Annotated in this window: 22 protein-coding genes; 10 read left to right on the top strand and 12 right to left on the bottom strand. The window is 72.6% G+C overall.

The features are described 5' to 3' along the window. The first annotated feature begins 226 nt into the window (after nucleotides 1-226). The 3 genes from FKN01_RS30805 to FKN01_RS30815 all read left to right on the top strand — a co-directional run bounded on the left by FKN01_RS30805 (nucleotide 227) and on the right by FKN01_RS30815 (nucleotide 3499). Nucleotides 227-1084 carry a helix-turn-helix transcriptional regulator gene (locus tag FKN01_RS30805; protein WP_143625951.1) on the top strand — a complete coding sequence of 286 codons (858 nt, stop codon included), beginning with the start codon at nucleotides 227-229 and terminating at the stop codon, nucleotides 1082-1084. 208 nt (nucleotides 1085-1292) lie between these two features. Further along, complete coding sequence (locus FKN01_RS30810; RefSeq protein WP_143625952.1) at nucleotides 1293-1493, top strand: DUF397 domain-containing protein; 201 nt, start codon at nucleotides 1293-1295, stop codon at nucleotides 1491-1493. Between the two features lie 431 nt (nucleotides 1494-1924). Next, nucleotides 1925-3499 (top strand): sodium:solute symporter family protein, encoded by a 1575-nt coding sequence (locus FKN01_RS30815; protein WP_143625953.1) that lies wholly within the window; start codon nucleotides 1925-1927, stop codon nucleotides 3497-3499. On the opposite strand, the gene FKN01_RS30820 is transcribed toward FKN01_RS30815, so the two are convergent. Then, the gene (locus FKN01_RS30820; RefSeq protein WP_143625954.1) at nucleotides 3487-4599 is read right to left on the bottom strand and encodes an ADP-ribosylglycohydrolase family protein; all 1113 of its coding nucleotides are present in this window, start codon (nucleotides 4597-4599) and stop codon (nucleotides 3487-3489) included. The genes FKN01_RS30815 and FKN01_RS30820 overlap by 13 nt on opposite strands. Nucleotides 4600-4756: 157 nt before the next feature. Here FKN01_RS30820 and FKN01_RS30825 point away from each other — a divergent pair, with 157 nt between their 5' ends. Next, entirely contained in the window at nucleotides 4757-5845 is a 1089-nt protein-coding gene (locus FKN01_RS30825) for a tyrosine-protein phosphatase (RefSeq protein WP_143625955.1), read from the top strand. A 187-nt stretch (nucleotides 5846-6032) separates the two neighbouring features. Here FKN01_RS30825 and FKN01_RS30830 read toward each other — a convergent pair whose 3' ends face one another. After that, entirely contained in the window at nucleotides 6033-8615 is a 2583-nt protein-coding gene (locus tag FKN01_RS30830; RefSeq protein ID WP_185993059.1) for a bifunctional FO biosynthesis protein CofGH, read from the bottom strand. A 236-nt stretch (nucleotides 8616-8851) separates the two neighbouring features. Between FKN01_RS30830 and helR the strand changes: the two genes are divergently transcribed. Continuing rightward, the gene (gene helR / locus FKN01_RS30835; protein WP_143625971.1) at nucleotides 8852-11047 is read left to right on the top strand and encodes an RNA polymerase recycling motor ATPase HelR; all 2196 of its coding nucleotides are present in this window, start codon (nucleotides 8852-8854) and stop codon (nucleotides 11045-11047) included. Here helR and FKN01_RS30840 read toward each other — a convergent pair. Next, entirely contained in the window at nucleotides 11031-11450 is a 420-nt protein-coding gene (locus FKN01_RS30840) for an ATP-binding protein (protein WP_143625957.1), read from the bottom strand. The genes helR and FKN01_RS30840 overlap by 17 nt on opposite strands. 133 nt (nucleotides 11451-11583) lie before the next feature. Between FKN01_RS30840 and FKN01_RS30845 the strand changes: the two genes are divergently transcribed. The 3 genes from FKN01_RS30845 (at nucleotide 11584) to FKN01_RS30855 (ending at nucleotide 12902) form a co-directional block, all read left to right on the top strand. Then, nucleotides 11584-12450: a helix-turn-helix transcriptional regulator gene (locus tag FKN01_RS30845; RefSeq protein WP_143625958.1), complete on the top strand. Its 867-nt coding sequence runs from the start codon at nucleotides 11584-11586 to the stop codon at nucleotides 12448-12450. Next, nucleotides 12447-12692: a DUF397 domain-containing protein gene (locus FKN01_RS30850; RefSeq protein WP_143625959.1), complete on the top strand. Its 246-nt coding sequence runs from the start codon at nucleotides 12447-12449 to the stop codon at nucleotides 12690-12692. The genes FKN01_RS30845 and FKN01_RS30850 overlap by 4 nt, the downstream gene beginning before the upstream one ends. A 69-nt stretch (nucleotides 12693-12761) precedes the next feature. After that, nucleotides 12762-12902, top strand: coding sequence for a prevent-host-death family protein (locus tag FKN01_RS30855; protein ID WP_143625960.1), 141 nt, complete (start codon nucleotides 12762-12764; stop codon nucleotides 12900-12902). Nucleotides 12903-12945: 43 nt separating this feature from the next. Here the strand turns inward: FKN01_RS30855 and FKN01_RS30860 are convergent, their stop codons facing one another. Beyond that, the gene (locus FKN01_RS30860; protein ID WP_143625972.1) at nucleotides 12946-13572 is read right to left on the bottom strand and encodes a DUF4333 domain-containing protein; all 627 of its coding nucleotides are present in this window, start codon (nucleotides 13570-13572) and stop codon (nucleotides 12946-12948) included. A 119-nt stretch (nucleotides 13573-13691) separates the two neighbouring features. Further along, nucleotides 13692-14171, bottom strand: coding sequence for a hypothetical protein (locus FKN01_RS30865; RefSeq protein ID WP_143625961.1), 480 nt, complete (start codon nucleotides 14169-14171; stop codon nucleotides 13692-13694). A 219-nt stretch (nucleotides 14172-14390) separates the two neighbouring features. On the opposite strand from FKN01_RS30865, the gene FKN01_RS30870 reads away from it, so the two are divergent. After that, nucleotides 14391-15116: a bifunctional 2-polyprenyl-6-hydroxyphenol methylase/3-demethylubiquinol 3-O-methyltransferase UbiG gene (locus FKN01_RS30870; protein ID WP_143625962.1), complete on the top strand. Its 726-nt coding sequence runs from the start codon at nucleotides 14391-14393 to the stop codon at nucleotides 15114-15116. 4 nt (nucleotides 15117-15120) lie between these two features. Here the strand turns inward: FKN01_RS30870 and FKN01_RS30875 are convergent, their stop codons facing one another. The 6 genes from FKN01_RS30875 to FKN01_RS30900 all read right to left on the bottom strand — a co-directional run bounded on the left by FKN01_RS30875 (nucleotide 15121) and on the right by FKN01_RS30900 (nucleotide 20973). Then, on the bottom strand, nucleotides 15121-15717 hold the full coding sequence (locus tag FKN01_RS30875) for a hypothetical protein (protein ID WP_143625963.1): 597 nt from the start codon (nucleotides 15715-15717) through the stop codon (nucleotides 15121-15123). Between the two features lie 66 nt (nucleotides 15718-15783). Next, the gene (locus tag FKN01_RS30880) at nucleotides 15784-16614 is read right to left on the bottom strand and encodes an LLM class F420-dependent oxidoreductase (RefSeq protein WP_143625964.1); all 831 of its coding nucleotides are present in this window, start codon (nucleotides 16612-16614) and stop codon (nucleotides 15784-15786) included. A 110-nt stretch (nucleotides 16615-16724) separates the two neighbouring features. Further along, nucleotides 16725-18200, bottom strand: a complete 1476-nt coding sequence (locus FKN01_RS30885; RefSeq protein WP_398933527.1) for an MFS transporter — start codon at nucleotides 18198-18200, stop codon at nucleotides 16725-16727. A 236-nt stretch (nucleotides 18201-18436) separates the two neighbouring features. After that, complete coding sequence (locus tag FKN01_RS30890; RefSeq protein ID WP_143625966.1) at nucleotides 18437-19213, bottom strand: ABC transporter permease; 777 nt, start codon at nucleotides 19211-19213, stop codon at nucleotides 18437-18439. After that, complete coding sequence (locus tag FKN01_RS30895; protein ID WP_143625967.1) at nucleotides 19210-20232, bottom strand: ATP-binding cassette domain-containing protein; 1023 nt, start codon at nucleotides 20230-20232, stop codon at nucleotides 19210-19212. The genes FKN01_RS30890 and FKN01_RS30895 overlap by 4 nt, the downstream gene beginning before the upstream one ends. Nucleotides 20233-20304: 72 nt before the next feature. After that, nucleotides 20305-20973 carry a DUF4097 domain-containing protein gene (locus tag FKN01_RS30900; RefSeq protein ID WP_143625968.1) on the bottom strand — a complete coding sequence of 223 codons (669 nt, stop codon included), beginning with the start codon at nucleotides 20971-20973 and terminating at the stop codon, nucleotides 20305-20307. Between the two features lie 263 nt (nucleotides 20974-21236). On the opposite strand from FKN01_RS30900, the gene FKN01_RS30905 reads away from it, so the two are divergent. Further along, on the top strand, nucleotides 21237-22019 hold the full coding sequence (locus FKN01_RS30905; protein ID WP_143625969.1) for a helix-turn-helix domain-containing protein: 783 nt from the start codon (nucleotides 21237-21239) through the stop codon (nucleotides 22017-22019). 7 nt (nucleotides 22020-22026) lie between these two features. On the opposite strand, the gene FKN01_RS30910 is transcribed toward FKN01_RS30905, so the two are convergent. Next, nucleotides 22027-23940 (bottom strand): long-chain fatty acid--CoA ligase, encoded by a 1914-nt coding sequence (locus tag FKN01_RS30910; RefSeq protein ID WP_143625970.1) that lies wholly within the window; start codon nucleotides 23938-23940, stop codon nucleotides 22027-22029. Nucleotides 23941-24190: the final 250 nt, after the last annotated feature.

Genomic DNA, 24190 nt, shown 5'->3' on the forward strand with positions numbered 1-24190 from the left:
CCCCCCCCCCCCCCCCCCCCCCCCCCCCCCCCCCCCCCCCCCCCCCCCCCCCCCCCCCGCCCCCCCCCCCCCCGGCGCCCCCCCCCCCCCCGGGGGCGGCCCCCCCCCCCCCCCCCCCCCCCCCCCCGCCGCCGTGTGTGGCCGTTTCCCAGCGCGGCCGGGCCCGGGGGTGGCAATCTGCTCAGCAGTAGATACGCACAGCTACATAGCCGGAGGTGCCGTTTCCGTGCCGTCCAACGTCAATCCCACCGTCAGGCGACGCCGGTTGGGACAGGAATTGCGCCGACTGCGCGAAGTCAAGGGAATGACCGCCGAGGAGGTGGCGGACCGGCTGCTGGTCTCCCAGTCGAAGATCAGCCGCCTGGAGAACGGCCGCCGTTCCATCAGCCAGCGCGACGTCCGCGACCTCTGCGGGGTGTACGAGGTCGAGGACCGCCGCGTGGTCGAGTCGCTGATGCAGATGGCCAAGGACTCCCGCCAGCAGGGCTGGTGGCACGCGTTCGGGGACATCCCGTACAGCGTGTACATCGGCCTGGAGACCGACGCGGCGTCCCTGCGGGTGTACGAGTCGCTGATCGTCCCCGGCCTGTTGCAGACGCGGGAGTACGCGCAGGCGGCGATCGAGGGGATGTGGCCGGAGGCCACGCCCACCGAGATCGACAAGCGCATCCAGATCCGCATAAAGCGTCAGGACCGCCTGACCGATCCGGTCGAACCGCTGCGGTTCTGGGCCGTGATCGACGAAGCCGTGCTGCGCCGCGTCGTGGGCAACCCGCAGATCATGGCGGACCAGTTGAGGCACCTGGCGGAGCTGAGCCAGCTGCCCCACGTGACGCTCCAGGTGCTGCCGTACACCGTCGGGGCGCACCCGGGGATGTACGGGAGCTACACGATCCTCGAATTCCAGGAGGACATGGACGCGAGCGTCGTGTATCTCGAAGGCATCACCAGCGACCTGTATCTGGAAAAGGCGCCCGACGTCCAGAGTTATGCCGTGATGTACGAGCACCTGCGCGCGAAGGCGCTGAGTGCCGAGCAGTCCCGCGCGTACATTCTCCAGGCCGCGGAGAACTGCGGAGCGTAACCGATTCCGCGTCCGCCACGGGTATTTCCGGGGCGGCGCGGAAGGTACACCTCCGCCGGGTTGTGCCGGAAGACCGCCAAGGCGTAAGTCATCCGAACGAGTGAACGCCGCTGACGCCCCATGATGTTGCGGCGTAGCGTCCTCACAAGTCGCTGGGCGCAGCGGCTGGGCGCACCGCCCAACGACCGGCACAACCATCGGAGTCATTATGGCGATTCGGCAGAACGCACTGACGGAGTGGACCAAGTCCTCCTATTCCGCGAATGGGAATTGCGTGGAGGTCAAGGCGGCGGAGGGACACGCGCTGCTGGTCCGCGACTCGAAGAGCGTGAGCAGCGGGGTCCTCGACTTCTCGGCGAAGACCTGGTCGGCGTTCGTCCTGGACGTCTCGCGCAGCGCAGGCTTCTGAGACCGCGCGACCCGGCCGCGCACTCGCGCCGCGGCCCGCACCAGGCCCTCTCGACCGGCCCGCCGTCCTGGCCGAGAGGGCTTTCGCCGTTTCCGGGCCGGATTCTCTGGCAGTTCCCCTCCTTCTCGACCGCACGGGACCCGCATCCCGTGCGGTCTTCTTCGTGCTTCCCTGCGCTCACAGCCTGGCGAAGCGCCCGCTCATCGTGTGGCCGCCGTCACGTTCACGACAACGCTTTCGTGAGTCAAGAACAAGTAAAATCGTTCCTCTTGCTGATCTGCGTTCACATCTATGACCGGAAGCGTTCTTGACCGGGGTGCCGCGCAAGCGGTTCAATCCCCGCAGTCCCCGCTCCCGCACGGGGCACCGCTGAGCGGCCGTACTGGCGAAGTGCGCACCCCGTTCACAAGGCGGACCCCGGGAGGGGACATATGAACAGTCTCGACTGGGTCGTGCTCATCGGCTACTTCGGCGTGATGATCGCGATCGGGCTCTGGTCCCACAAGCGTGTCGACAACGTCAGCGACTTCTTCACGGCGGGCGGCAGGATGCCCTGGTGGCTGTCCGGCATCTCGCACCACATGTCGGGGTACAGCGCCGTGATGTTCACGGGCTACGCCGGCATCGCGTACCAGTACGGCGTCACCTCGTTCGTGACCTGGTCGCTGCCGATCGCGATCGGCATCGGCATCGGCGCGCAGCTCTTCGCACCCCGGCTGAACCGGCTGCGCTCGCGGCTGTACGTGGCGTCCCCGCTCGAATACCTCAAGAACCGCTACAACGTGCCGACCCAGCAGGCGCTGGCCTGGTCCGGACTGCTGCTGAAGATCGTGGACGTCGGCGCCAAGTGGGCCGCCATCGCGACCCTGTTGTCCGTCTTCACCGGGATCACCCTCACCCAGGGCATCTTCATCACCGGCATCATCACGGCCGTCTACTGCACGGTCGGCGGTCTGTGGGCCGACGCGCTCACCGAACTGGGGCAGTTCGTCATCCAGTTGTTCGCCGGGCTCGCGATGCTCGTCACCGCGATGCACGAGCTGGACGGCTTCAGCACCCTGTGGACCGTCTGGGACAAGCTGCCCGAGGGCCACGCGAACCCGACCGCCGGCCCGTACACCGTGACGTTCCTGCTGGCGTACCTGTTCATCAAGACCTTCGAGTACAACGGCGGCATGTGGAACCAGGCCCAGCGCTACATGGCCACGGACTCCGCCGCCTCCGCGACCCGTTCGGCGCGGCTCTCCGCCGTGCTGTGGCTGGTGTGGCCGACGGTCCTCTTCTTCCCGATGTGGTGCGCGCCGCTGCTGGTGGACGCGCAGAAGCCGGACGCCTCCGACAGCTACGCGCTGATGACCGAACAGCTGCTGCCGCACGGGCTGCTGGGCCTGGTCGTCGTCGGCTTCTTCTCGCACACGATGGCCATGTGCTCCTCGGACGCCAACGCGATCGCGGCCGTCTTCACCCGGGACATCGCCCCGGTCTTCTCCAAGGCCGCCCGCGAGTGGAGCAGCCGGGCCGGGCTGCTCGCCGCGCGGCTCTCGACGCTGGGCTTCCTCGCGCTGTCCATGGCGCTGGCGACGCAGATCAACTCGCCGACGTTCAAGGACATCATCTCCGTCGTCATCAAGTGGGTCGCCGGGCTGATGGGCCCGATCGCGATCCCGTTCATGCTGGGGCTGCTGCGCCCCTTCCGTAAGTCGGGGCCGACGGCGGCGCTGGTCAGCTGGGCGGCGGGGCTGCTGGCGTTCTACTTCACCAACTACGACCTGGACGGCTCGGTGAAGGAGGGGGTGGCGCTCCAGTACCAGGTCGCGCTGCCGCTGGCCATCTCGCTGGTGCTGTACGTGGTGATCGGCTTCGTGCGCCCGGAGGACACCCCGGAACGCGACGCCCTGATCGAGCGGATCAACACGGACGGCGACGGCCCCGGGGTGCCCGCCCAGGCCGGCCCGGGCGAGGCCGCGGTCGCCGCCGAGGGCGCGCCGACGGATCAGCGCGGGTAGCGGGCCAGCCAGCCCGGGGCGGCGGTGGCCGGGCTGTGCAGGGCGGGCCCCTGGGTCATCTCCATGGCGAAGTCGTCGGCGATTTCGAGCAGGGTGGCCCGCCCCTCCAGCTCGGCGAGCCAGGCCGGGGGCAGCGCCGTCTCCCCGTGCATCGCGCCCAGCATCGCCCCGCACAGCGCCCCGGTCGCCGCGGACGGGCCCCCGTGGTTCACCGCCAGCCGCAGCCCGTGCCGCACGTCCTCCGCCACGAGCGCGCAGTACACCGCCACCGCCAGCACCTCCTCGGCGGAGTCCGTGACCCCCAGGGACTCGATGAGCGCGGGCCCCGGGATGCCCCGGCGTACGGCGCCCAGGGCGCGGCGCAGCGCCTCGGTGACGGGCTCGTGGCCCGGGCGGTCCGCGAGGAGTCCCAGCGCGTGCTGCACGGAGCCGTCCAGGGTCTCGCCGCGCGCGAGGCCGTGCACGACGACCGCGAAGGCGCCGGCGGAGAGCAGGGCGGTGGGGTGGCCGTGGGTGTGCGCGGCGCACTCGACGGCGAGCTGGAACACCAGCTGCGGTTCCCAGCCGACGAGCAGCCCGAAGGGAGCGGACCGGGTGAGCGCGGCGGCGTCGTGCGCGGCGGGGTACTTGGGCCGGTCCAGGGTGCCCATGATGTCGTCGCCGAAGCCGCCCAGGCATTCCCGGGTGGGGCCGCGGCGGTCGTAGAGCCACTCCTGCCCGGCGAGCCAGCCGTTGTCCTCGCGGCGCTCGTCGGGCCCCCAGGCGTGCTGGGTGGCCGCCCAGCGCAGGTGGGCGCGGTGGACGTCGGTGGGCGGGTGCCAGGCGCCGGTGTCGCGGCGGACCTGGGCGCGGATCAGCCCGTCGACGGTGAACAGGGTGAGCTGGGTGGCGGCGGTGACCGTGCCGCGCGCGCCGTGGGCGGGCACGAAGTCGGTGACGGCGTCGGGGCCGTGGGCGGCGCGGATCTCCTCCAGGGTGAGGGGGCCGACGCCGGCGCCGAGCGCGTCCCCGACCGCGCCCCCGAGGAGGGTGCCGCGGACCCGGCTGCGGAAGTCCTGCTGCTCGGCCCGCCCCCAGACGGCCGACATCCCTGTGCTCACCGCGCCACTCCCGTATGCCGTCGTTTCGTTCCCCTGTGCGACTGTGCGGTAACTGCGCAGCACTGTAATCGAACAGGGTGCGGTGTTGGGTGGCGCTTACACCGTTGTTCACCCGTCGTTGACTCCCTGCTCCCCGGGCCTGACGACGATCCCTCCCATGAAGCGACTGACTCGTGTAAAGCTCTCCTCCTGTGTCCTGGCCGCCGCCGTCGCCGCCGGGCTCACCGCTCCCGCCGCCGCCGCGCACACCTCCGCCGCCTCCCACGCCCCGACGCGTGCGTCACACGAGCGCATACCGTTCACCCAGGCGACGGTCACGGCGTCCGACGACGGCTCGTACACGGTGCGTTGGGAGGCCCAGGGCGTGCGCCGGGTCACGATCAAGGCCAACGGGCGCACGGTGGCGTCCGGCGGCGCCTCGGGCCGGGTGACCGTCCGCGGCCTGCCCGCCACGGACCGGCAGTGGTTCGACCTGGTCCCCGAGCACGGCGGCTCGCTGCACCTGGCGGACCGGCTCATCGCGCTCCAGGGCGCGGTCAACTTCCGTGACGCGGGCGGCTACCGCACCACCGACGGGCACTGGGTGAAGATGGGCGAGATCTACCGCTCCGACGCCCTGGACAAGCTGACCGGCGCCGACCTCGCGAAGCTGCGCCGCCTGAACATCCACACGGTCTACGACCTGCGCATGGAATCCGAGCGTGCGGCGGCCCCCGACCGCGTTCCGGCGGGTGCCGCGCACGTCGTCGCGGACGTGCTCGCCGGCTCCAGCACCTCCGTCACGATGCCGACGACCGAGGCCGAGGGCGTCGCGATGATGACCGAGGGCGAGAAGTTCATGGTCAGCGGCGCCACGGCGAAGACCGCCTACCGCACGGTCTTCGGCGGCTTCGGGGACGACCGCGCGCGAGCCGTCGTCTTCCACTGCACGGCCGGCAAGGACCGGACGGGCTGGGCGAACGCGGCGCTCCTCACCGCGCTCGGGGTCCCGCGCGAGACGGTCATGGCGGACTACCTGGCCTCCAACGACTACCGCGCCGAGGCGAACGCCGCCGCCCTCGCCGCCATGCCGCCCGCCCAGGCCGCGGTCTACAAGCCGCTGCTCGACGTGCGGCCCGAGTACCTGAACTCGGGCTTCCAGGAGGTCGCGAAGAAGTTCGGGTCCTTCTCCTCCTACGAGCGCCGCGCGCTGGGCCTGGACGCGAAGGACATCCGGGAGCTGAAGCAGGACCTGCTGGTCGGCTGACGCGGACGCCAGGCCGGCCGGGGAACCGCCGCCCCGGCCCGGCCAACGCGCGCCCGGGGCCTTCACACGGGCGCCCGGGCGGGCCCCTGACCGGCCGGTCCGCCCGAAGGGCCCGGGGACGCGGTCCCCGGGCCCTTTTCCGACCGCCGCCCGGCCGTCCCCGGCACGGCGTGCGGGCCGGTGCGGGTCAGTCCCCCAGCACCGGCAGCAGCTCCGGCAGATGCCCGTCCGACGCGCCGGCCGCCGCCACGCGCTCCGCCGGCACCTCTCCGTACAGCGTCGTACGCGGCTTCGCCGGGCGGCCGGCGAGCGCGGCGATGGCCTCCAGGTCGCGGACCGAGCGGTAGGAGCCGTAACTCGACCCGGCCATGCGGGAGATGGTCTCCTCCATGAGCGTGCCGCCCAGGTCGTTCGCGCCCGAGCGCAGCATCTCGGCCGCCCCCTCCGTGCCCAGCTTGACCCAGCTGGTCTGGATGTTGGTGATGTGCGGGTGCAGCAGCAGGCGGGCCATCGCGGTGACGGCCCTGTTGTCGCGGTCGGTCGGGCCGGGGCGGGCGATCCCGGCGAGGTAGACCGGGGCGTTGGTGTGGATGAAGGGCAGCGTCACGAACTCGGTGAAGCCGCCGGTCTCCTGCTGGAGCGCGGCCAGGGTGCGCAGGTGGCCCAGCCAGTGGCGGGGCTGGTCGACATGGCCGTACATCATGGTCGAGGAGGAGCGCAGGCCCACCTCGTGGGCGGTCCTGATGACCTCCAGCCAGGTCGCGGTGGGCAGCTTGCCCTTGGTGAGGACCCAGCGGACCTCGTCGTCCAGGATCTCGGCCGCCGTGCCGGGGATCGAGCCGAGCCCGGCCTCCTTGGCGGCGGTCAGCCAGTCCCGGATCGACATCCCGGTGCGGGTGGCCCCGTTGACGACCTCCATCGGCGAGAACGCGTGGACGTGGATGCCGGGCACCCGTTCCTTCACCGCCCGCGCGATGTCGAAGTACGCCGTGCCGGGCAGGTCCGGGTGGATGCCGCCCTGCATGCACACCTCGACCGCGCCCACGTCCCACGCCTGCGCGGCCCGGTCCGCGACCTGGTCCAGGGAGAGGGTGTACGCGTCGGCGTCGGTGCGGCGCTGGGCGAAGGCGCAGAAGCGGCAGCCGGTGTAGCAGACGTTGGTGAAGTTGATGTTGCGCGTGACGATGTACGTGACGTCGTCGCCGACCACGTCCCGCCGCAGCGCGTCCGCGATCCGGCACAGCTCGTCCAGGGCCGGCCCGTCCGCGTGCAGCAGGGTGAGCGCCTGGTCGTCGGTGAGCTTCGTCGGGTCGTCGGCCGCCCGGCTCAGCGCCGCGCGCACGTCCCCGTCGATCCGGGAGGGCACCATCCCGGGGGCCGCCGCCTCGCGCAGCGCCTCCCAGTCCCCGTAGACGACGTCGAAGTCGTCGCGGCGGTCGCCGGTGCGGCCCTCCGTGTCGATGGTGCGGTGCAGGTCGGTGCGGCCGGAGGCGTTGAACCCCTCGTCCGGCTCCTGCCAGGGCAGCCCCTTCGGGACCGCGCCCTCGCGCGCGAGGCCCGTCTCCGGGTCGGCGAGCGCCCGGACGTGCGGGAGCAGGCGCGGGTCGAGCCAGGGTTCGCCGCGCTGGATGAACTCCGGGTAGATGGTGAGGCGTTCACGCAGCTCGAAGCCGGAATCGGCGGTCCGGGCGGCGAGTTCGTCGATGTGCGGCCAGGGGCGCTCGGGGTTCACATGGTCGGGGGTCAGCGGCGACACCCCGCCCCAGTCGTCGATGCCGGCGCCGATGAGCAGCGCGTACTCCGCGTCGGCCAGATTCGGCGGGGCCTGGATGCGGGCGGACGGGCCGAGGATGTGCCGGGCGACGGCGATCGCGGCGGCCAGCTCCTCCAGCTCCGCGTCCGGCATCCCGCGCATCGCGGTGTCGGGCTTGGCCCGGAAGTTCTGGACGATGACCTCCTGGATGCCGTGGTAGGCCCGGGCGGTCCGGCGCAGCTCGAAGAGGGAGTCCGCGCGCTCCTCGTACGACTCGCCGATGCCGATCAGGATGCCCGTGGTGAAGGGCACGTTGGACCGCCCGGCGTCCTCCAGGACCCGCAGCCGCACGGCCGGTTCCTTGTCCGGGGAGCCGTGGTGCGGGCCGCCGGGCTCGGCCCACAGGCGGGTCGCGGTCGTCTCCAGCATCATCCCCATGGAGGGCGCGACCGGCTTCAGCCGCTGGAGGTCCGTCCAGCTCATGACCCCGGGATTGAGGTGCGGCAGCAGCCCCGTCTCCTCCAGGACCCGGATCGCCATGGCGCGTACGTACGCGAGGGTGTCGTCGTATCCCTCGGCCTCCAGCCACTCCCGCGCCTCGGGCCAGCGGTCCTCCGGCCGGTCCCCGAGCGTGAACAGGGCCTCCTTGCAGCCCATCGCGGCGCCCTCGCGGGCGATGGCCAGCACCTCGTCGGGCGACAGGAACATGCCGTGCCCGGCCCTGCGGAGCTTGCCCGGCACGGTGACGAACGTGCAGTAGTGGCACTTGTCGCGGCAGAGCCGGGTCAGCGGGATGAAGACCTTGCGGGAGTACGTGATGACCCCCGGGCGCCCCGCCGCCTCCAGGCCCGCGTCGCGCACCCGGGCGGCGGACGCGGCGAGATCCGTCAGGTCGTCGCCGCGCGCCCGCAGCAGCACGGCGGCCTCCGCCCGGTCGAGGGCGACACCGTCACGCGCGCGCTTGAGCGCGCGCCGCATCGAGTTGGTGGTGGGGGGTCCGCTCTGAGGATCGGTCATGCCTCCGAGCATACGAGCGGGGTGCGGCGGCCCGGCTCGCCGAGAGGCGGCGGGAGAGGCGGTGCGGGGGGGCCGGGCGGACTCACCGGCCGGCCGGGAAGGGGACAGTCACCTCCGGCCACTCTCAACGTATAGCGCAAGGGGGGCCTTGCCGCAAGGCCCCCCTCATCCCGCACAATCGCTGATCCGAGCCAGTCACCTGCGGCATTTGGGAGTTTTACGCAGTGCCCGAACCGATGCACATCACCTTCCCCGCGAGCGCCTTCGCACTGACCGGCGACCGTGCGGAAGCCAAGGCGGACCCGGCCCTGATCGCCGGGGACGAGCGCCACTTCGCGGCGATCGCGCGCTGCCTGGAGGAGACCGTCGCCGAACTGACCGCCGCCCTCGACACCGCCCGCCGCGCCCCGGGCGGACTGGGCCGCCAGGGGCTCGACCGGGACGCGGAGATCCACCGGCTGTCCGCCCGGCTGCGCACCCTGCGCCGCTTCGGCCTGGACCTGTGCCTGGGCCACATGGCCGGGGCGGACGGCTCCGAGCCGGTGTACGTGGGGCGGCTCGGCCTCACGGACAGCGAGGGCCGCCGGCTGCTGACCGACTGGCGCTCCCCGGCCGCCGAGCCGTTCTTCGGGGCGACCCACGGCAACCCGATGGGCCTGGCGAGCCGCCGCCGCTACCGGTGGTCGGGCGGGCGGGTCAGCGACTACTGGGACGAGGTGTTCACCCCGGACGCCTTCGCCGGGCACGCCGCGCTGGACGACCAGTCGGCGTTCATCGCGAGCCTGGGCACCAACCGGTCGCCCCGGATGCGGGACGTGCTCTCCACCATCCAGGCGGACCAGGACGCGATCGTCCGGGCCGGTTCGCGCGGGGCGCTCGTCGTGGACGGCGGCCCGGGCACCGGCAAGACGGTCGTGGCCCTGCACCGCGCCGCGTACCTCCTGCACACCGACCCCCGCCTCGGACACCGGCGCGGCGGCGTCCTCTTCGTCGGCCCGCACCAGCCGTATCTGGGGTACGTCGCCGATGTGCTGCCGAGCCTCGGCGAGGACGGGGTGCGTACGTGCACCCTGCGCGACCTCGTCCCGGAGGGCGCGGCGGCCGTGCCGGAGGCCGATCCGGAGGCGGCCCGGCTGAAGGCGTCGGCGGAGCTGGTGCGGGCGGTCGAGGCGGCCGTCGCGTTCTACGAGGAGCCGCCCGCCGAGGGCCTGACCGTGACGACGCCCTGGGCGGACGTCCGGCTGACCGCCGCCGAGTGGGCCGTGGCGTTCGAGTCGGCGCCGGGCGTCCCGCACAACGAGGCGCGCGACGCGGTCCTGGAGGAGGTCCTGACGATCCTGGCCGACAAGCACGCGGACCGGCAGGACGAGGAGGTCCCGGACCACCTGGTCCGGCGGGCGCTGCGGCGCGACCGCGAGCTGATGGCCGCCTTCGACCGGGCGTGGCCCCTGCTGGACGCGGCGGACCTGGTCGGCGACCTCTGGTCCGTCCCGGCCTATCTGCGCACCTGTGCCCCCTGGCTCTCCCGCGAGGAGGTGGCCCGGCTCCAGCGCTCCGAGCCCCAGGCGTGGACGGTCGCCGACCTGCCGGTCCTGGACGCGGCCCGGCAGCGGCTCGGCGACCCGGACGCGGCCCGCCGCCGGCGCCGCGACGAGGCGACGGCCGCCGCCGAGCGGGCGCGCCGGGCCGAGGCGATCGACAGCCTCCTGGAGAACGCGGAGATCGACGAGAGCCAGGGCGCGGTGGGGATGCTGCGCGGCCGGGACCTCCAGGACACGCTGCTCGACCCGGACGCGCTGTCCACGGCCGAACGCGACGCGCTGGCGGGCCCGTTCGCGCATGTGGTGGTGGACGAGGCGCAGGAGCTGACCGACGCGGAGTGGCAGATGCTGATCCAGCGGTGTCCCTCGCGCAGCTTCACGATCGTCGGGGACCGCGCGCAGGCGAGGCGCGGCTTCACGGAGTCGTGGCGGGAGCGGCTGGAGCGGGTCGGGCTGGACCGGATCACGCTCTCCGCGCTGACCGTCAACTACCGCACGCCGCAGGAGATCATGGCGGCTGCGGAGCCGGTGATCCGGGCGGCCCTGCCGAACGCCAACGTCCCGGTCTCCATCCGGAGCAGCGGCATCCCGGTCGGGCACGGCCCGGCCACGGACCTGGCCGCCGTCCTCGACACCTGGCTGACCACCCACCCCGAGGGCACGGCCTGCGTGATCGGCGCCCCGTCCGGCTTCCGCCCGCCCTCGCCCCGGGTCCGCGCACTCACCCCGACGCTCGCGAAGGGCCTGGAGTTCGACCTCGTGGTCCTGGTCGAGCCGGAGCGCTTCGGGGAAGGGGTCGGCGGGGCGGTGGACCGGTACGTGGCGATGACCCGGGCCACGCGGGAGCTGGTGGTGCTGGCGGGGGCGCAGGGCCTCACCGGCCCGGGGTGACCCGCGCCCACACGGTCTTGCCGACGGCCCGGTCGGCGACGCCCCAATCCGCCGCCAGCGCCGCGACGAGGCGCAGCCCGTGCCCGCCCTCGGCACCGGGCCCGCCCGCGCACAGCTCCGGACGCCGCTCGCCGCGCGCGTCCGAGACCTCCACCCGGAACGCGTCCGCCTCGCGGAGCAGGCGCAGCTCGAAGTCACGCCCGGTGACGTGGCCGTGCAGTACCGCGTTGGCGGCCAGCTCGGCCACGACCACCGCCACGTCGTCGGACAGCTCGGACCCGTACGGCACGCCCCAGGCGTCGAGTTGCTGCACGGCGAGGCGCCGGGCGAGCCGGGCGCCTCGCCGGGTGGCGCTGAAGCGCTGGACGAAGTCGGTACCCACAAGAGTGATTTCGGCGTTCATGTGACACAGCGTGTCTGCCTGCTCGTACGCTGACCAGCAGTGACCACACGACTCCACAAAGCTGTACGGGCCTGCCCGACCGGCTGTACGGAGCGTCGGCCGTGACCGGACGGACAGAGGCGGTACGGGGCAGATGACGAACACACAACGTGAGGAACGGCCGGAGCGCCCGGCCGAATCGGACGGCACAGCACACCTGTTCAGGGCGCTGGGCCGCCAGCTGAAGTTCTTGCGCGAACGGTCAGGGATGAGCCAGAAGGAGCTGGCGTCGCTGGTCCACTGCGGCGAGGACCTCGTCTCCGCGATCGAACGGGGTGTCCGCACCCCGCAGGTGGACTTCCTGGCCTTGGCGGACCGGGCCCTGGACACGGGGGGATTCCTGTCGGCAGCGGCGGAGGAGGTGCGGGAGGCGCTGGCGCGGTCGCGGACACGGCACCCGGGATGGTTCCGGGACTACGCGCGCATGGAAGCGGAGGCTGTTGCCCTTCACGACTACAGCAACCAGGCAGTCCCCGGGCTGCTCCAGACCGAGGGGTACGCGCGAGCGCTGTTCGCTCGGCGGCGACCGCTGCTGGACGAGGAAACGATCGAGAAGCGCGTTACCGACCGCATGGCGCGCCAGCACATCTTCGAGCAGTGGCCCTTGCCGACGTTCAGCTTCGTGCTCGAAGAGGTCGTGCTGCAGCGGCCGATCGGCGGCCCCGCTGTGCACGCCGACCAGCTGAGGAAGCTCCTGCACATCGGCCGCATGCGCAACGTTGAACTTCAGGTGCTGCCCACCGCGACCGAGGAACACCCCAACCTGGACGGGGCGTTCATCCTGCTGACGCCAAAAGGCCGCAACCAAGTCGCGTACACCGAGACCTACGGGTATGCAAGGCTGATCACGGACCCGGCTGAGGTGCGAGTCTTCACCGAGCGCCATGGGATCATGCGGGCGCAGGCACTCACCCCGAGGGAGTCCCTGACCTTGATCGAAAAAATGTGGAGAGACCGATGAGCACTGAGCAACTTCACTGGTTCAAGAGCAGCTACAGCAGCGGCGAGGGCGGCGCGTGCATCGAGGTCGCCTACGACTGGCGCAAGTCCAGCTACAGCAGCGGCGAGGGCGGCGAGTGCATCGAGGTCGCGTCCTGCGCGACCACCGTCCACGTCCGCGACTCGAAGAACATCCCCGGCCCCCACTTCGACGTGGCGCCCACGGCCTGGTCCGCGTTCGTCACGTACGCGCGCCAGGGCTGAAAAGCCGGACGGCGAGCCCCACCCGGGCGCTCGCCGTCCGCCCCCGCCCAGGGCTCATACACTTCGCGCATGAGCGACATCCAGCGGGAGCGTACCGAGCCGGAGGACGCCCGGGCGCTCGCCGAGTACCGGGCCCGGCAGGCGGCCGGCCTCACCGACACCGTTCCCCACGACGAGGTACGCGCCCGGCTCGGCCTGGAGCGGCGCTGACGCACCGGCCACGGCGGACCCGCGCCGGGCCCAGCCCGGCCCCTCAGCCGCCCGGCGTCTCGTCCACCTTGAAGTCCATGTGCACCTTGCCGCCGACAACGGACTCCGCGGTGACCGTCACCCCGTACTGCTTGTCGTCGTCGGCCAGCTGGCAGCGCACCGTCGCGCCGACCTTGGCGGGCAGGTCCTCCGGGCAGGAGAAGGCGTCGGGCTGCTTGCCGACCTGGGCGGCGAGGGCGGCCTTGCCCTGGCGGGCGACCTCGGCCTTGTCCACGGAGCCGGAGGCGCCACTGTCGGCGCCCGCCGGGTCGGACGGCTGGGCCGAATCGCTGGGCTGGGGGTCGGCGGAGGCGCCGCTGCCCGCTCCGGCGTTGTCGTCCACCTTGAAGTCCATGTTCACCTTCTTGCCGTCGACGGACTTCACGGTCGCCGTCATACCGAGCTGCTTGCCGCCGTCGGTGAGCGTGCAGCGCACCGACTCACCGACCTTCCCCTTGAGGTCGTCCTCGCAGGTCACGTCCTCGGGAGCGCGCCCGACCCGCTTCTCCAGACCGGCGGAGGCCTGCTTGGCGACCTCCTCCTTCTTGACGACCAGGTCGCCGCCGAAGCTGAAGGAACAGCCCGGGACGAGGAACAGGGCGAGCGTCCCGGCAGCGGCTCCGGCCACCATCCGGCTCCGTATGGACTGCTGCCTCATGGGGTCCCCCTAGCCTCGATGTACACGCCAACGACTGGCCAGCCAAGCTATCACCGGGGTCCGAACGGGCGGCCGAAGCGGGATCGCGGCCCTCAGGCGTACGTCCACCGCCAGGAGCTTCCGCTCTGGCTGCACCTGATCCGGGCGCCGGAGGCCGTCGTGGTCACGGCGCCGTGGTCGCTGTTGCGGCAGAACTGGCCGGCGCTGTAGCAGTTGCCCGCGTTGGAGCGGATCGAGCAGGTGCTGGTGGTCTTGGTGCCGCCGCCTCCGGACGAACCGCCGGTCCCGCCGGTCCCGCCGGAGCCGGAGGACGCGGCCTTGGTGACGGTGACCGTGACGGTCGGACCGGGCACCTTCACCGTCTTCGTCTTCGTCACCGTGGGCGCCGGGGCGGGCGCGGCGGTCTCGGTCGCCGTGGCGGTCACCGTGACGGTGGGCGCCGGCTTGGCGCTCGCCGCCGCGACCTTGGCCGCGCCGTCCTGCCCGGACTCCGAGCAGCCGACCGCTCCCAGGGCGAGCAGGGCCACCCCGCCGATCCATATGCGCGCGTGCCGGCTCAACGTCTTCGGCATGAAGTCCCCCCACAGGTCTTGTCATATGCCAGTCCGAGTGAGGTGACCGTATTACCTCCACCGAGTTGTGGGGAAATCGCGGAGGATGAGTGATCGCATTGTGATCAACCGGCATGAGCACCGGCAGGAGCAACCGGCCTCTGCGGGCGCGGGTCACCGGGGAGCCGCCTCCCGAAACCGGGTCGCCGTTCGGGGACCGCAGCGCATACGTTCGACGCCATGGCTGACGACTGCTTCGCGCACCCGCTCCTCGCCGCGCTCTACGACCCGCTCGACCCGGACCGCAGCGACCTCGATCCCTATCTGCGGATGGCGGAGGAGTTCGGCGCGCGCCACGTACTGGACATCGGCTGCGGCACCGGGGTCTTCGCCCTGCTCCTGGCGGACAGCGGGAAGGAGGTCGTCGGTGTCGATCCCGCTCAGGCGTCGATCGACGTGGCCCGGGCCAAGCCGGGCAGCGAGCGCGTCCGCTGGATCTGCGGTGACGCAACAGCCCTTCCGCCGCTCCGCGTGGACCTGGCGACGATGACCGCGAACGTGGCCCAGGCCATCGTGGACCCCGGGGACTGGCAGGCCACCCTGCGGGGAGTGCATGCGGCGCTGCGCCCCGGCGGGCGGCTGGTGTTCGAAACGCGGGTGCCGGCGCGGCGGGCCTGGGAGAAGTGGACGCGGGAGCAGTCCCACAGCGTGACGGAGGTCGACGGGGTCGGGGCGGTGGAGACCTGGGTGCAGGTCACCGAGGTGACCGGCCCGCTCGTCTCGTTCCGCTGGACCTACCGCTTCGCGGCGGACGGCCGGTCGCTCACCTCCGACTCGACACTGCGCTTCCGCGAACGCGAGGAGATCGAGGCGGACCTGCGAGCGGCGGACTACGTCGTGGAGGACATCCGCGACGCCCCCGACCGCCCGGGCCGGGAGTACGTGTTCATCGCCCGGAGGCCCTGACCCCTCACCCCAGCCCGCGCGCGACCCGCTCCGCCTCGATCAGGTTCTCCATCAGCTGCTCCGGGTCCACCACGTACTCGCTGCCGTCCAGCGCGTCGTATTCCGCCGTGCCCAGCGGGAGCCCCAGCGCGCCCAGTTCGGCGGCCAACTCCCCGTACGCAACGCGCTCGTCCGGCTCGTCCTGATAGGCGGACTGCTCGAAGGCGAGGGCCTCCGTCAGGGTGGAGCCGGACATGGGCCAGAGGGTGAACTCGGTGTCCAACTCGATGGGCCGGCAACCCGGTTCGTCCGGATGGACCCAGTAGCCGACCCACCCCTTGCCACCCTTGGCCACGAGCTTCACGTACTCCACCATCCGCGCCGCTCCGGCGTTGACGGCCTGCATCTCCGGGTCGGCCAGCTCCGCCTCGCTGAGGTAGCCGGTGTCCAGGAGCGGGTGGAGCTCACCGGGCCCGAAGAATTCGACGCCGAGCAGCCGGGCGAGGTCGTCCCGCCCCTCCCACTGGGCGGTGAGCAGCACGCGCAGATCGTCGGGGACCGGCCGACCGTCCAGCCGCTCGCGGGAGAACTCGGCGAGCCGTTCTTCGTACGTGGCGTCCACGGGTGCCTCTCAGGGGTCGGGGGAAGAGCGCGCGCCAACGTAACAGCGGGCTAGGACAGCCGGGCCCTACAGGTACGCCGCGTACGCGTCCAGTGTCCGCAGTACCTCGGGCTCCTCGGCCGGGGGCAGTTGGAGGACGACCTCCTCGATGCCCAGGTCCGCGAAGCGGGACAGCTTGCCGGGGGACGGGAGGACCGCGTACGGGACGACGTGGAGGGCCTGCGGGTCCCGGCCGGCGGCTGCCCAGGCGGTACGGAGCCGGGGCAGGGACTCCGTGAGGCCGCTGCCGCCGATGGGGAGCCAGCCGTCGGCGGACTCCGCGATGTCGTCGAACAGCCTGGGGCCGGCCGCGCCGCCGATCAGTGTGCGCGGGCCCTGCGGGCGGCCCGGCTTCGGGTACGCGTGGCTGGCGCGGACCGAGCCGAACTCGCCCTCGTACGCCGTGGGTTCGGCGGACCACAGCGCCCGCATCAGCGCGAGCCGGTCGCGGCCCAGGCGGCGGCGGGTGGACCACTCGACGCCGTGGTCGGCGGCCTCCTCGACGTTCCAGCCGTAGCCGATGCCCAGGGTGAAGCGGCCGGCGCAGAGGTGGTCCAGGGTGGCGACCTGCTTGGCGAGGCCGATGGGGTCGTGCTGGGCGATCAGGGTGATGCCGGTGCCCAGGGTCAGCCGCTCGGTGACGGCGGCGGCCTGGGCGAGCGCGACGAAGGGGTCCAGGGTGCGGCCGTACTCGCGGGGCAGCTCGCCGCCCGCCGGGTAGGGGGTGTCCCTGCTCACCGGGATGTGGGTGTGCTCGGGCAGGTACAGCCCGGCGAACCCGCGCTGTTCGAGCTGGCGCGCCAGCCGCACCGGGGTGATCGTCTCGTCGGTGAGGAAGATCGTGGTGGCGATCCGCATACGAAGGCACCTCCGTCGTTGTCCGTCGTTGTCCCGTGAGGCCCCAACGTATGCGGTCCGGCACGCGTAGCCGAGGCCGTGCGGGCGGGGCGCCCCCTCCGGCGTACGCGCTACACCGGCCCGGCCGCCGGCGCGGGCTCCTCCGGGGCCCGCAACCGCTCTTCACAGCACCGCCGTTGCCACACCGACAGCCCCGCCACCGCCGCCCCCAGCGCGAGCCAGCCCGCCGGGCCCGCGGCCATCACCACGCCCGTGAGCAGCGGCGGGCCCGCCGACTTCTGGATGGACTGGGACATGCCGGCCACGCCCAGGTAGGCGGCCCGTTCGTCCGGTGGGGCGAGCAGGACGGCCAGTTCCCAGGAGCTGACCGAGCGCATCAGCTCGGCCATCGTGACCAGGACCGCCGCCGCGAGCAGCGCCCCGGCCGCCGTCCAGGTGCCGCAGCCGGTGGACGCGGCCAGCAGGGCGCAGGTGGCGAAGAGCAGGACGCCGTACAGCGCCACCGCGCGCACCGCCTTCCGCGGGCCCTCCGCCCTTCGGGAGACGGCGAGTTGGAGCAGGACGACCAGCACGGTGTTGATGACCAGGAAGGCCGGGACGAGGGCGTGCGGGGCGGAGGTCCGGGTGACCAGCCAGAGGGGGAGGCCGACGCCTAGCACCGAGTCGTCCAGGTTCATCGGGATGTCGAGGAGCACGAAGCGGAGGTAACCCCGGTCCCGCCAGGGGCCCTTCGCGGGGCCAGGGGTGCCGCCGCCCCGCCTTGGGCCCTTCGCGGGGCCAGGGGTGCCGCCGTCCTGCCGGGGGCCCTCGGCGGGACGGCGGCCCGAGCCCCACCGGGAGCCCTTCGCACCCAGGCGCCACAAGCCCGACCGGGGCCCCCCGGCACCCGTGCGCCACAAGCCCCACCGGGGTCCCCCGGCGCCCGTGCGCCACGTGCGCCACAAGCCCCGCCGAGGGCCCTCGGCGCACACGCGGCGCGCCTCGGGCCGCGTCGGCCCCGCCGCGCCGCCCGGCTCCCCCGTGCGCCACACCAGCGCCGCGGCGACGAGGAAGGAGAGCGCGTTGCCGAGGATCAGCGCGCGGTACGCGTCCGCCGTTCCGGCCGCCAGGCCGATCGCGGCGAGTCCGGCGCCCAGCCCGTAACCCGCATTGGCCGCGCTGCGGGACAACGCCTGGTAGGCGGCGCGCCGTTCGCCCGCCGCGCGGGTGGCGAACAGCATTTCCAGGGTCTTCGCCGCCCTGTCCCCCAGGTAGGTCACGGCGACCACGACGAGCAGCGCCTCGAACCGCGTACAGAGCAGCACCAGCGTGAGCGTGACGAGGCGCAGCAGGTGGCAGCCGATCAGCAGCGGGCGCACCGGGAAGCGGGTCGCGAGGCGTCCGGCGAGGGGTGAGCCCGCGATGCCGGCGACGCCGGCCGTGCCGAGGAGGACGCCGATCCGCTGGGAGCCGAGGTGGGTGACGAAGGTGAGGTAGAGCACCGAGGAGGCCGCCCACAGGCCGGTGCCGACGCGGTCGACGGCCAGGGCGCGCAGCATGATCCGCGCGTCCCTGCCGCCCGGCGGGTTGCGCAACTGCGCCAGCAGGCCCTCCCGTACGCGCCCCTCTCCCGTACGTGCCACCACTGCCCACCCCCGGATATCTCGACATCAAGAGACCTGCGCCACACGGAGCCTGCCGCGCATTTATCTTGATGTCAAGATGCTCCATGTCGAGACAGATGCCGTCCCGGCATACGCGAGGGGCGGCACACGGCCGACGTGGTGTCGGTGTGCGCCGCCCCGGGGGACGTGACCGGCGGGAGCCCCGCCGGTCGCCTTCCCTACTTCGGTTCCCGGTCGAACTGCGCCCTGGACCAGTAGTAGCCGAGGACCGCGAGGCCCACGCACCAGCCGACCGCGATCCAGCCGCTGTTGCCGATCTCCGTACCGAGCAGCAGTCCGCGCAGGGTCTCGATCGCCGGGGTGAAGGGCTGGTACTCGGCGATCGGCTGGAACCAGCCGGGCATCGAGTCCAGCGGGACGAACGCGCTGGAGATCAGGGGCAGCAGGATCAGCGGTGTGGCGTTGTTGCTGGCGGCCTCCGCGTTGGGGCTGCCCAGGCCCATGCCGACGGCGATCCAGGTGAAGGCCAGGGTGAACAGGGTGAGCAGTCCGAGCGCGCCGAGCCATTCCAGGACGGTCGCGTCGGTGGAACGGAAGCCCATGGCCACCCCGACCGCCCCGACGAAGACCACGCTCAACAGCGTCCGCAGGACGCTGCCCGCCACATGGCCGAAGAGGATCGAGCCCCGGTGGATCGCCATGGTGCGGAAGCGGGCGATGATGCCCTCGCTCATGTCCATGGAGACCGACACCGCCGTGCCGACGGTGGTCGAGCCGATCGTCATCAGCAGGATGCCGGGCACGATGTACGCGATGTACGCGTCGCGGCCCGCGCCGCCGCTCATGGTGTCGCCGAAGATGTAGACGAACAGCAGGAGCAGCATCACCGGGGTGAGCAGCAGGTTGAGGGTGAGCGAGGGGTAGCGCCTGGCGTGCAGGAGGTTGCGGCGGAGCATCGTGGACGAGTCGCGCACGGCGAGGGAGAAGGTGCTCATCGGACGGACTCCTTGGACGGGGCGGGGATGGTGGCGTCGGTGCGGGTGTTGTCGCTGGTGCCGGTGTTGGGGCCGGCGCTGGTGCCGGCTTCGGTTTCGGTCAGGGCGAAGAAGACGTCGTCCAGGTCGGGGGTGTGCACGGTGAGTTCGTCCGCCTCGATCCCGGCGGCGTCCAGCCGGTCGAGGATGGAGCGGAGGATGCTCTGCGTACCGTCGCTGGGGAGTTGCAGGGCCAGCGCGGCGTCGTCGCGGGCGGCGTCACCGCCGAGGTGGGCCGCCGCCTCCCGGTAGGCCGCCGGGTCGCTGAACCGCAGCCGGACGTGCCCGCCGGGAACGATCCGCTTCAGCTCCTCCGCGCTGCCCTCGGCCACCAGCCTCCCGTTGTGCAGGACGGCGATGCGGTCGGCGAGTTCGTCGGCCTCCTCCAGGTACTGGGTGGTGAGGAAGACGGTCACCCCGTCCCCGACCAGGCCGCGGATCATCTGCCACATGCTGTGCCGGCTGCGCGGGTCGAGGCCGGTGGTCGGCTCGTCCAGGAAGATGATCCTGGGGTTCCCGACGAGGGTCATCGCGATGTCGAGGCGGCGTTTCATGCCGCCGGAGTAGGTGGACGCGGGCTTCTTCGCCGCGTCCGTCAGGTCGAAGCGCTCCAGGAGCTCCGCGGTGACCCGCCGCCCCTCGGCCTTGGACAGGTGGTGCAGGTCCGCCATCAGGAGCAGGTTCTCCTCGCCGGTGATCAGCCCGTCGACGGCGGAGAACTGCCCGGTGACGCCGATGGCGGCGCGCACCGCCTGCGCGTCGGTGGCCAGGTCGTGGCCGCCGACGCTGATCGCGCCGGACCCTTCGCCGGGTGGGACGAGTGTGGAGAGGATCTTGACGGCGGTCGTCTTGCCGGCGCCGTTCGGACCGAGCAGCGCGAACACCGTTCCGGCCGGGATGCTGAGGTCGATCCCGTCGAGCACGGTCTTGTCGCCGTACGCCTTGCGCAGTCCGTTCGCCGCGATGGCCGGGTTCGTCATGGGTGGCTCCTTCTGTTTCTACGAGGGGGGTTCTACGAGGCGGGGGGTGCTTCTACGAGGTGGCGGGGGGGGTCAGAGGCTGCGGGCGGTGATGTCGCCCTTGGTGGTGGTGGCCCGGATCGTCAGGCCGGGCGCGCCGTCGTTCCGCAGGGCGTTGTCGACGCGGCCGACCACCGTGCCCGCGTCGAGCACGGCCGGGACACCGCGCGCCGCGCCGACCCTGATGTCGCCGACCTGGGTGCTGAGGGTCAGCGCGCCGCGGGTGGCCTCCTCGACGGTCACGTCGCCGCGCTGGGTGCTCAGCTCGCCGGGCCCGGTGAGGCGGCGGACGATGACGGCGCCGTCGTGCGCCGAGATCCGGGCGCTGGACGCCTCGTCCACCTTGACCGAGCGGTAGCCGCCCTCGAAGACGACGTCCCCGAGGCGCCCGACGCCCCGGAACTCCGCGGCACCGGCCTTCGCCTCGACGTGCGATCCGGCGGGCAGCTGGACGGTGATCTCCACGGAGCCGGTCTCGCCGAGGAGCCGGCCGCGCCCCTCCTTGGCGGTCCGGATGTCCAGGACGCCGTCGGCGTACGCGACCTCGACGCGGCCGGCGGCCTTCGCGTCGCGGCTCTTGGCGGCGTCGGCCGGCAGGACCTCGACCACGGTGTCGGCGCGGTCGGCGGCGATGAACCGGATGAGGCCGGCCGGGATGCCGACGCGGGCGGTGACGGCGGCGGGGGTGTCGAACTTCTGCATGACGCGCTCCTTTGTGCGGTGCGGCGAGCCCGGGCGGCTCGCGCTTTCCGATGAGAGAAACGCTACGTTGCGTTCATGAACTCGGCAACACACTTGTTGCATCAGAAACACGTAACAGCACGTCAGAGTAGAGAAGTTGGAGCAATGAGCTCAGACGTAACGCAACAACCGATCCACGATTCGTTGCAATGGACTGTCGGCGAAGGCTATAGTCGGGGCGTCGGCCACCGCATGGCCGCACCCGCGCCACGAAGGAGTACGCGATGCCGGGAGGCAGGCTCACCCAGCAGGAACGCCGCCAGATCGCCCGGGGCCTGGCCGACGGCCTGGCCTACGCCGAGATCGCACGGCAACTGGACCGTCCCACCTCGACCATCACCCGCGAGGTGACGCGCAACGGCGGCCCCGTCGGCTACCGCGCGGACGTCGCCCACCGCTCCGCCGAGCACCGCGCCCACCGCCGGAAGAAGTCCGCGCCCCGCGAAGCGCGCCCCGGACCGCAGCCCCACGGACGCGACGCCGACGAGGTGCGCGCGTACGAAGAGGTGCTCACGACCGTCCTGACGGCCTCGGGCGCACCCCTCATGATGTCGAGGGTCCTCGCCGCCCTGACCCTCAGCGACACCGGCAGCCTCACCGCCGGCGAACTCGCCGCGCACCTCAAGGTCAGCCCGGCCTCCGTGTCCAAGGCGGTCGCGTTCCTGGAGACCCAGAGCATGGTCCGCCGGGAGCGCGAGGGGCGCCGCGAGCGGTATGTCATCGACGACGACCTCATGCACGAGTCGATGATGGCGAGCGCCCACTCGACCGCCCAGCTCGCCGCGACCGCCCGCGAGGGCGTCCCCGTCCTCGGCGCGGAGACGGCGGCGGGCACCCGCCTGGAGAGCATGGCCCGCTACCTGGACTTCGTCTCCGAGTCGATAGCGCGCGCCGCCGAGCAGGCGCGCGCCATCCTGCACACCAAGGCCCCGGAGCCGGACCCGGAACCTGACCCGGACCCGGCCCCGGGCCACGGCTCCGATCCCGGCACCAGCCCCGGAGCCTGACGGGACCTCACTTCTGGTACAGCGCCTCGATCTCCTCCGCGAAGTCCCGCGCGATCGCGTCCCGCTTCAGCTTCAGCGACGGCGTGAGGTGGCCGCCCTCCTCGGTGAAGTCCACCGGCAGCACGGTGAACTTGCGGATCGACTCGGCGCGGGAGACCAGGCGGTTGGCCTCGTCCACCGCGCGCTGGAGCGTGGTGCGCAGTTCGTCGTCGTGGATGAGTTCGCGCATCGGGAGGTCCTGCTTCTTGCGCATCCGGCGCCAGTGCGCGAGCCCGTCCTCCTCCAGCGTGATCAGGGCCGTGATGAAGGAGCGGTTGTCGCCGACGACCATGCACTGGCTGACCAGCGGATGGGCGCGCAGCCAGTCCTCCAGCGGGGCCGGGGTGACGTTCTTGCCGCCCGACGTGATGATGATGTCCTTCTTGCGGCCGGTGATCGTGAGGTAGCCGTCCTGGTCGAGCGCGCCCAGGTCCCCCGTCGCGAACCAGCCGCCGTCCAGCACGGGGACCGCCGCCCCGCGCCCGGCGTCCCAGTACCCCTGGAACACCTGGCCGCCGCTGAGCAGCACCTCCCCGTCGTCGGCGATGCGCACGGCGGTGCCGGGCATCGGCCACCCGACCGTGCCCAGGCGGGGCTTGAGCGGCGGGGTGACCGTGGCGGCGGCGGTCGTCTCGGTCAGCCCGTAGCCCTCGAAGATCTCGATGCCGGCGCCCGCGTAGAACGCCGCGAGCCGCCGCCCCAGCGGGGAGCCCCCGCAGATCGCGTACCGGACGTGCCCGCCGAGCGCCGCCCGGATGCGGCGGTAGACCAGCGGGTCGTACAGCGCCCGGGCGGCGCGCAGCCCGAGGCCGGGGCCGGGGCCCGTGCCGTGTTCGGCGGCCTCGACGGCCTGCCCGTAGCGCTCGGCGATCCGGGCGGCCCGGTCGAAGGAGGAGGCGCGGCCCATCTTCTCGGCGGTGGCCCGGCCCGTGTTGTAGACCTTCTCCAGGACGTACGGGATCGCCAGCAGGAACGACGGCTTGAAACCGGCCATGTCCGCGAGCAGGTCCTCGGTCTTGATCGACGGCGCGTGGCCGAGGCGGACCCGGGCGCGCAGGCAGCCGATCGCGACCATCCGGCCGAAGACGTGCGACAGCGGCAGGAACAGCAGGGTCGACGCGGGGTACTTGCTCACCGACTTGAAGACCGGGTGCAGCAGCTCGATGGCGTTGTCGACCTCGGCGAAGAAGTTGCCGTGCGTCAGCACGCATCCCTTCGGGCGGCCCGTGGTGCCCGAGGTGTAGATCAGGGTGGCCGGGGTCTGCGGCTCCAGGGTCGCGCGGCGCTCGGCGACGGCGTCGTCCGGGAGATCCCTGCCGCGCTTCTTCAGCAGGCCGAGCGCGCCCGTGTCGAACTGCCAGAGGTGCGCGAGCCCGGTGAGCCGCTTGCGCTCCTGGCTGATGATCCGGCCCTGGTCGGCGGTCTCGACCGCGCAGGCCACGGCCCCGGAGTCCTGGAGGATCCAGCGGGCCTGGAAGGCGGACGAGGTCGGGTAGATGGGCACGGTGACCAGGCCCGCCGCCCAGGCCGCGAAGTCGAGCAGGGTCCACTCGTACGTCGTACGGGCCATGATCGCGATCCGGTCGCCGGCGCGCAGCCCCTCCGCGATCAGGCCCTTGGCGACGGCCAGCACCTCGGCGGCGAAGTCGGCGGCGGACACGTCCCGCCAGCTGCCGTCCGGCTGCTTGCGGCTGAGGACGGCGTCGGCCGGGGCCTCGCGGGCGTTGTCGAACGGGATCTCGGCGAGCGACCCGCGCCGGACGGGCGGCGCGAACGCCGGTACGGAGACCTGCCGGACGTGGCCGTCGGCGTCCCGCTCCATCGTCGGCTCGACCAGGGCGGGGACGGCGGGTGCGGGGGAAGGGGCGGGTGGCGTGGACACGTGCGGCTCCTCGGCAAGGGGGACGGGCGGTTCACTGGAGGGACGGCCGGCGATACATCCAGCCCCGCCGGCGTTTGAGGCGCGGGGTCCGGGGCAGAGCCCCGGTTTCGGGAAGGGGCGCGGCGGCCCCCCCCCCGCGAACCGGCCCCCCCCCCCCCCCCCCCCCCCCCCCCCGCCCACCCGGTGGCGGGTCGCCCGGGCCCCCAGGCCCCCCCCCCCGCCGATCGAGAAAACCCCCCCGCCCCGGGCC

Source organism: Streptomyces sp. 130, assembly GCF_007096885.1.
Classification (GTDB): Bacteria; Actinomycetota; Actinomycetes; order Streptomycetales; family Streptomycetaceae; genus Streptomyces.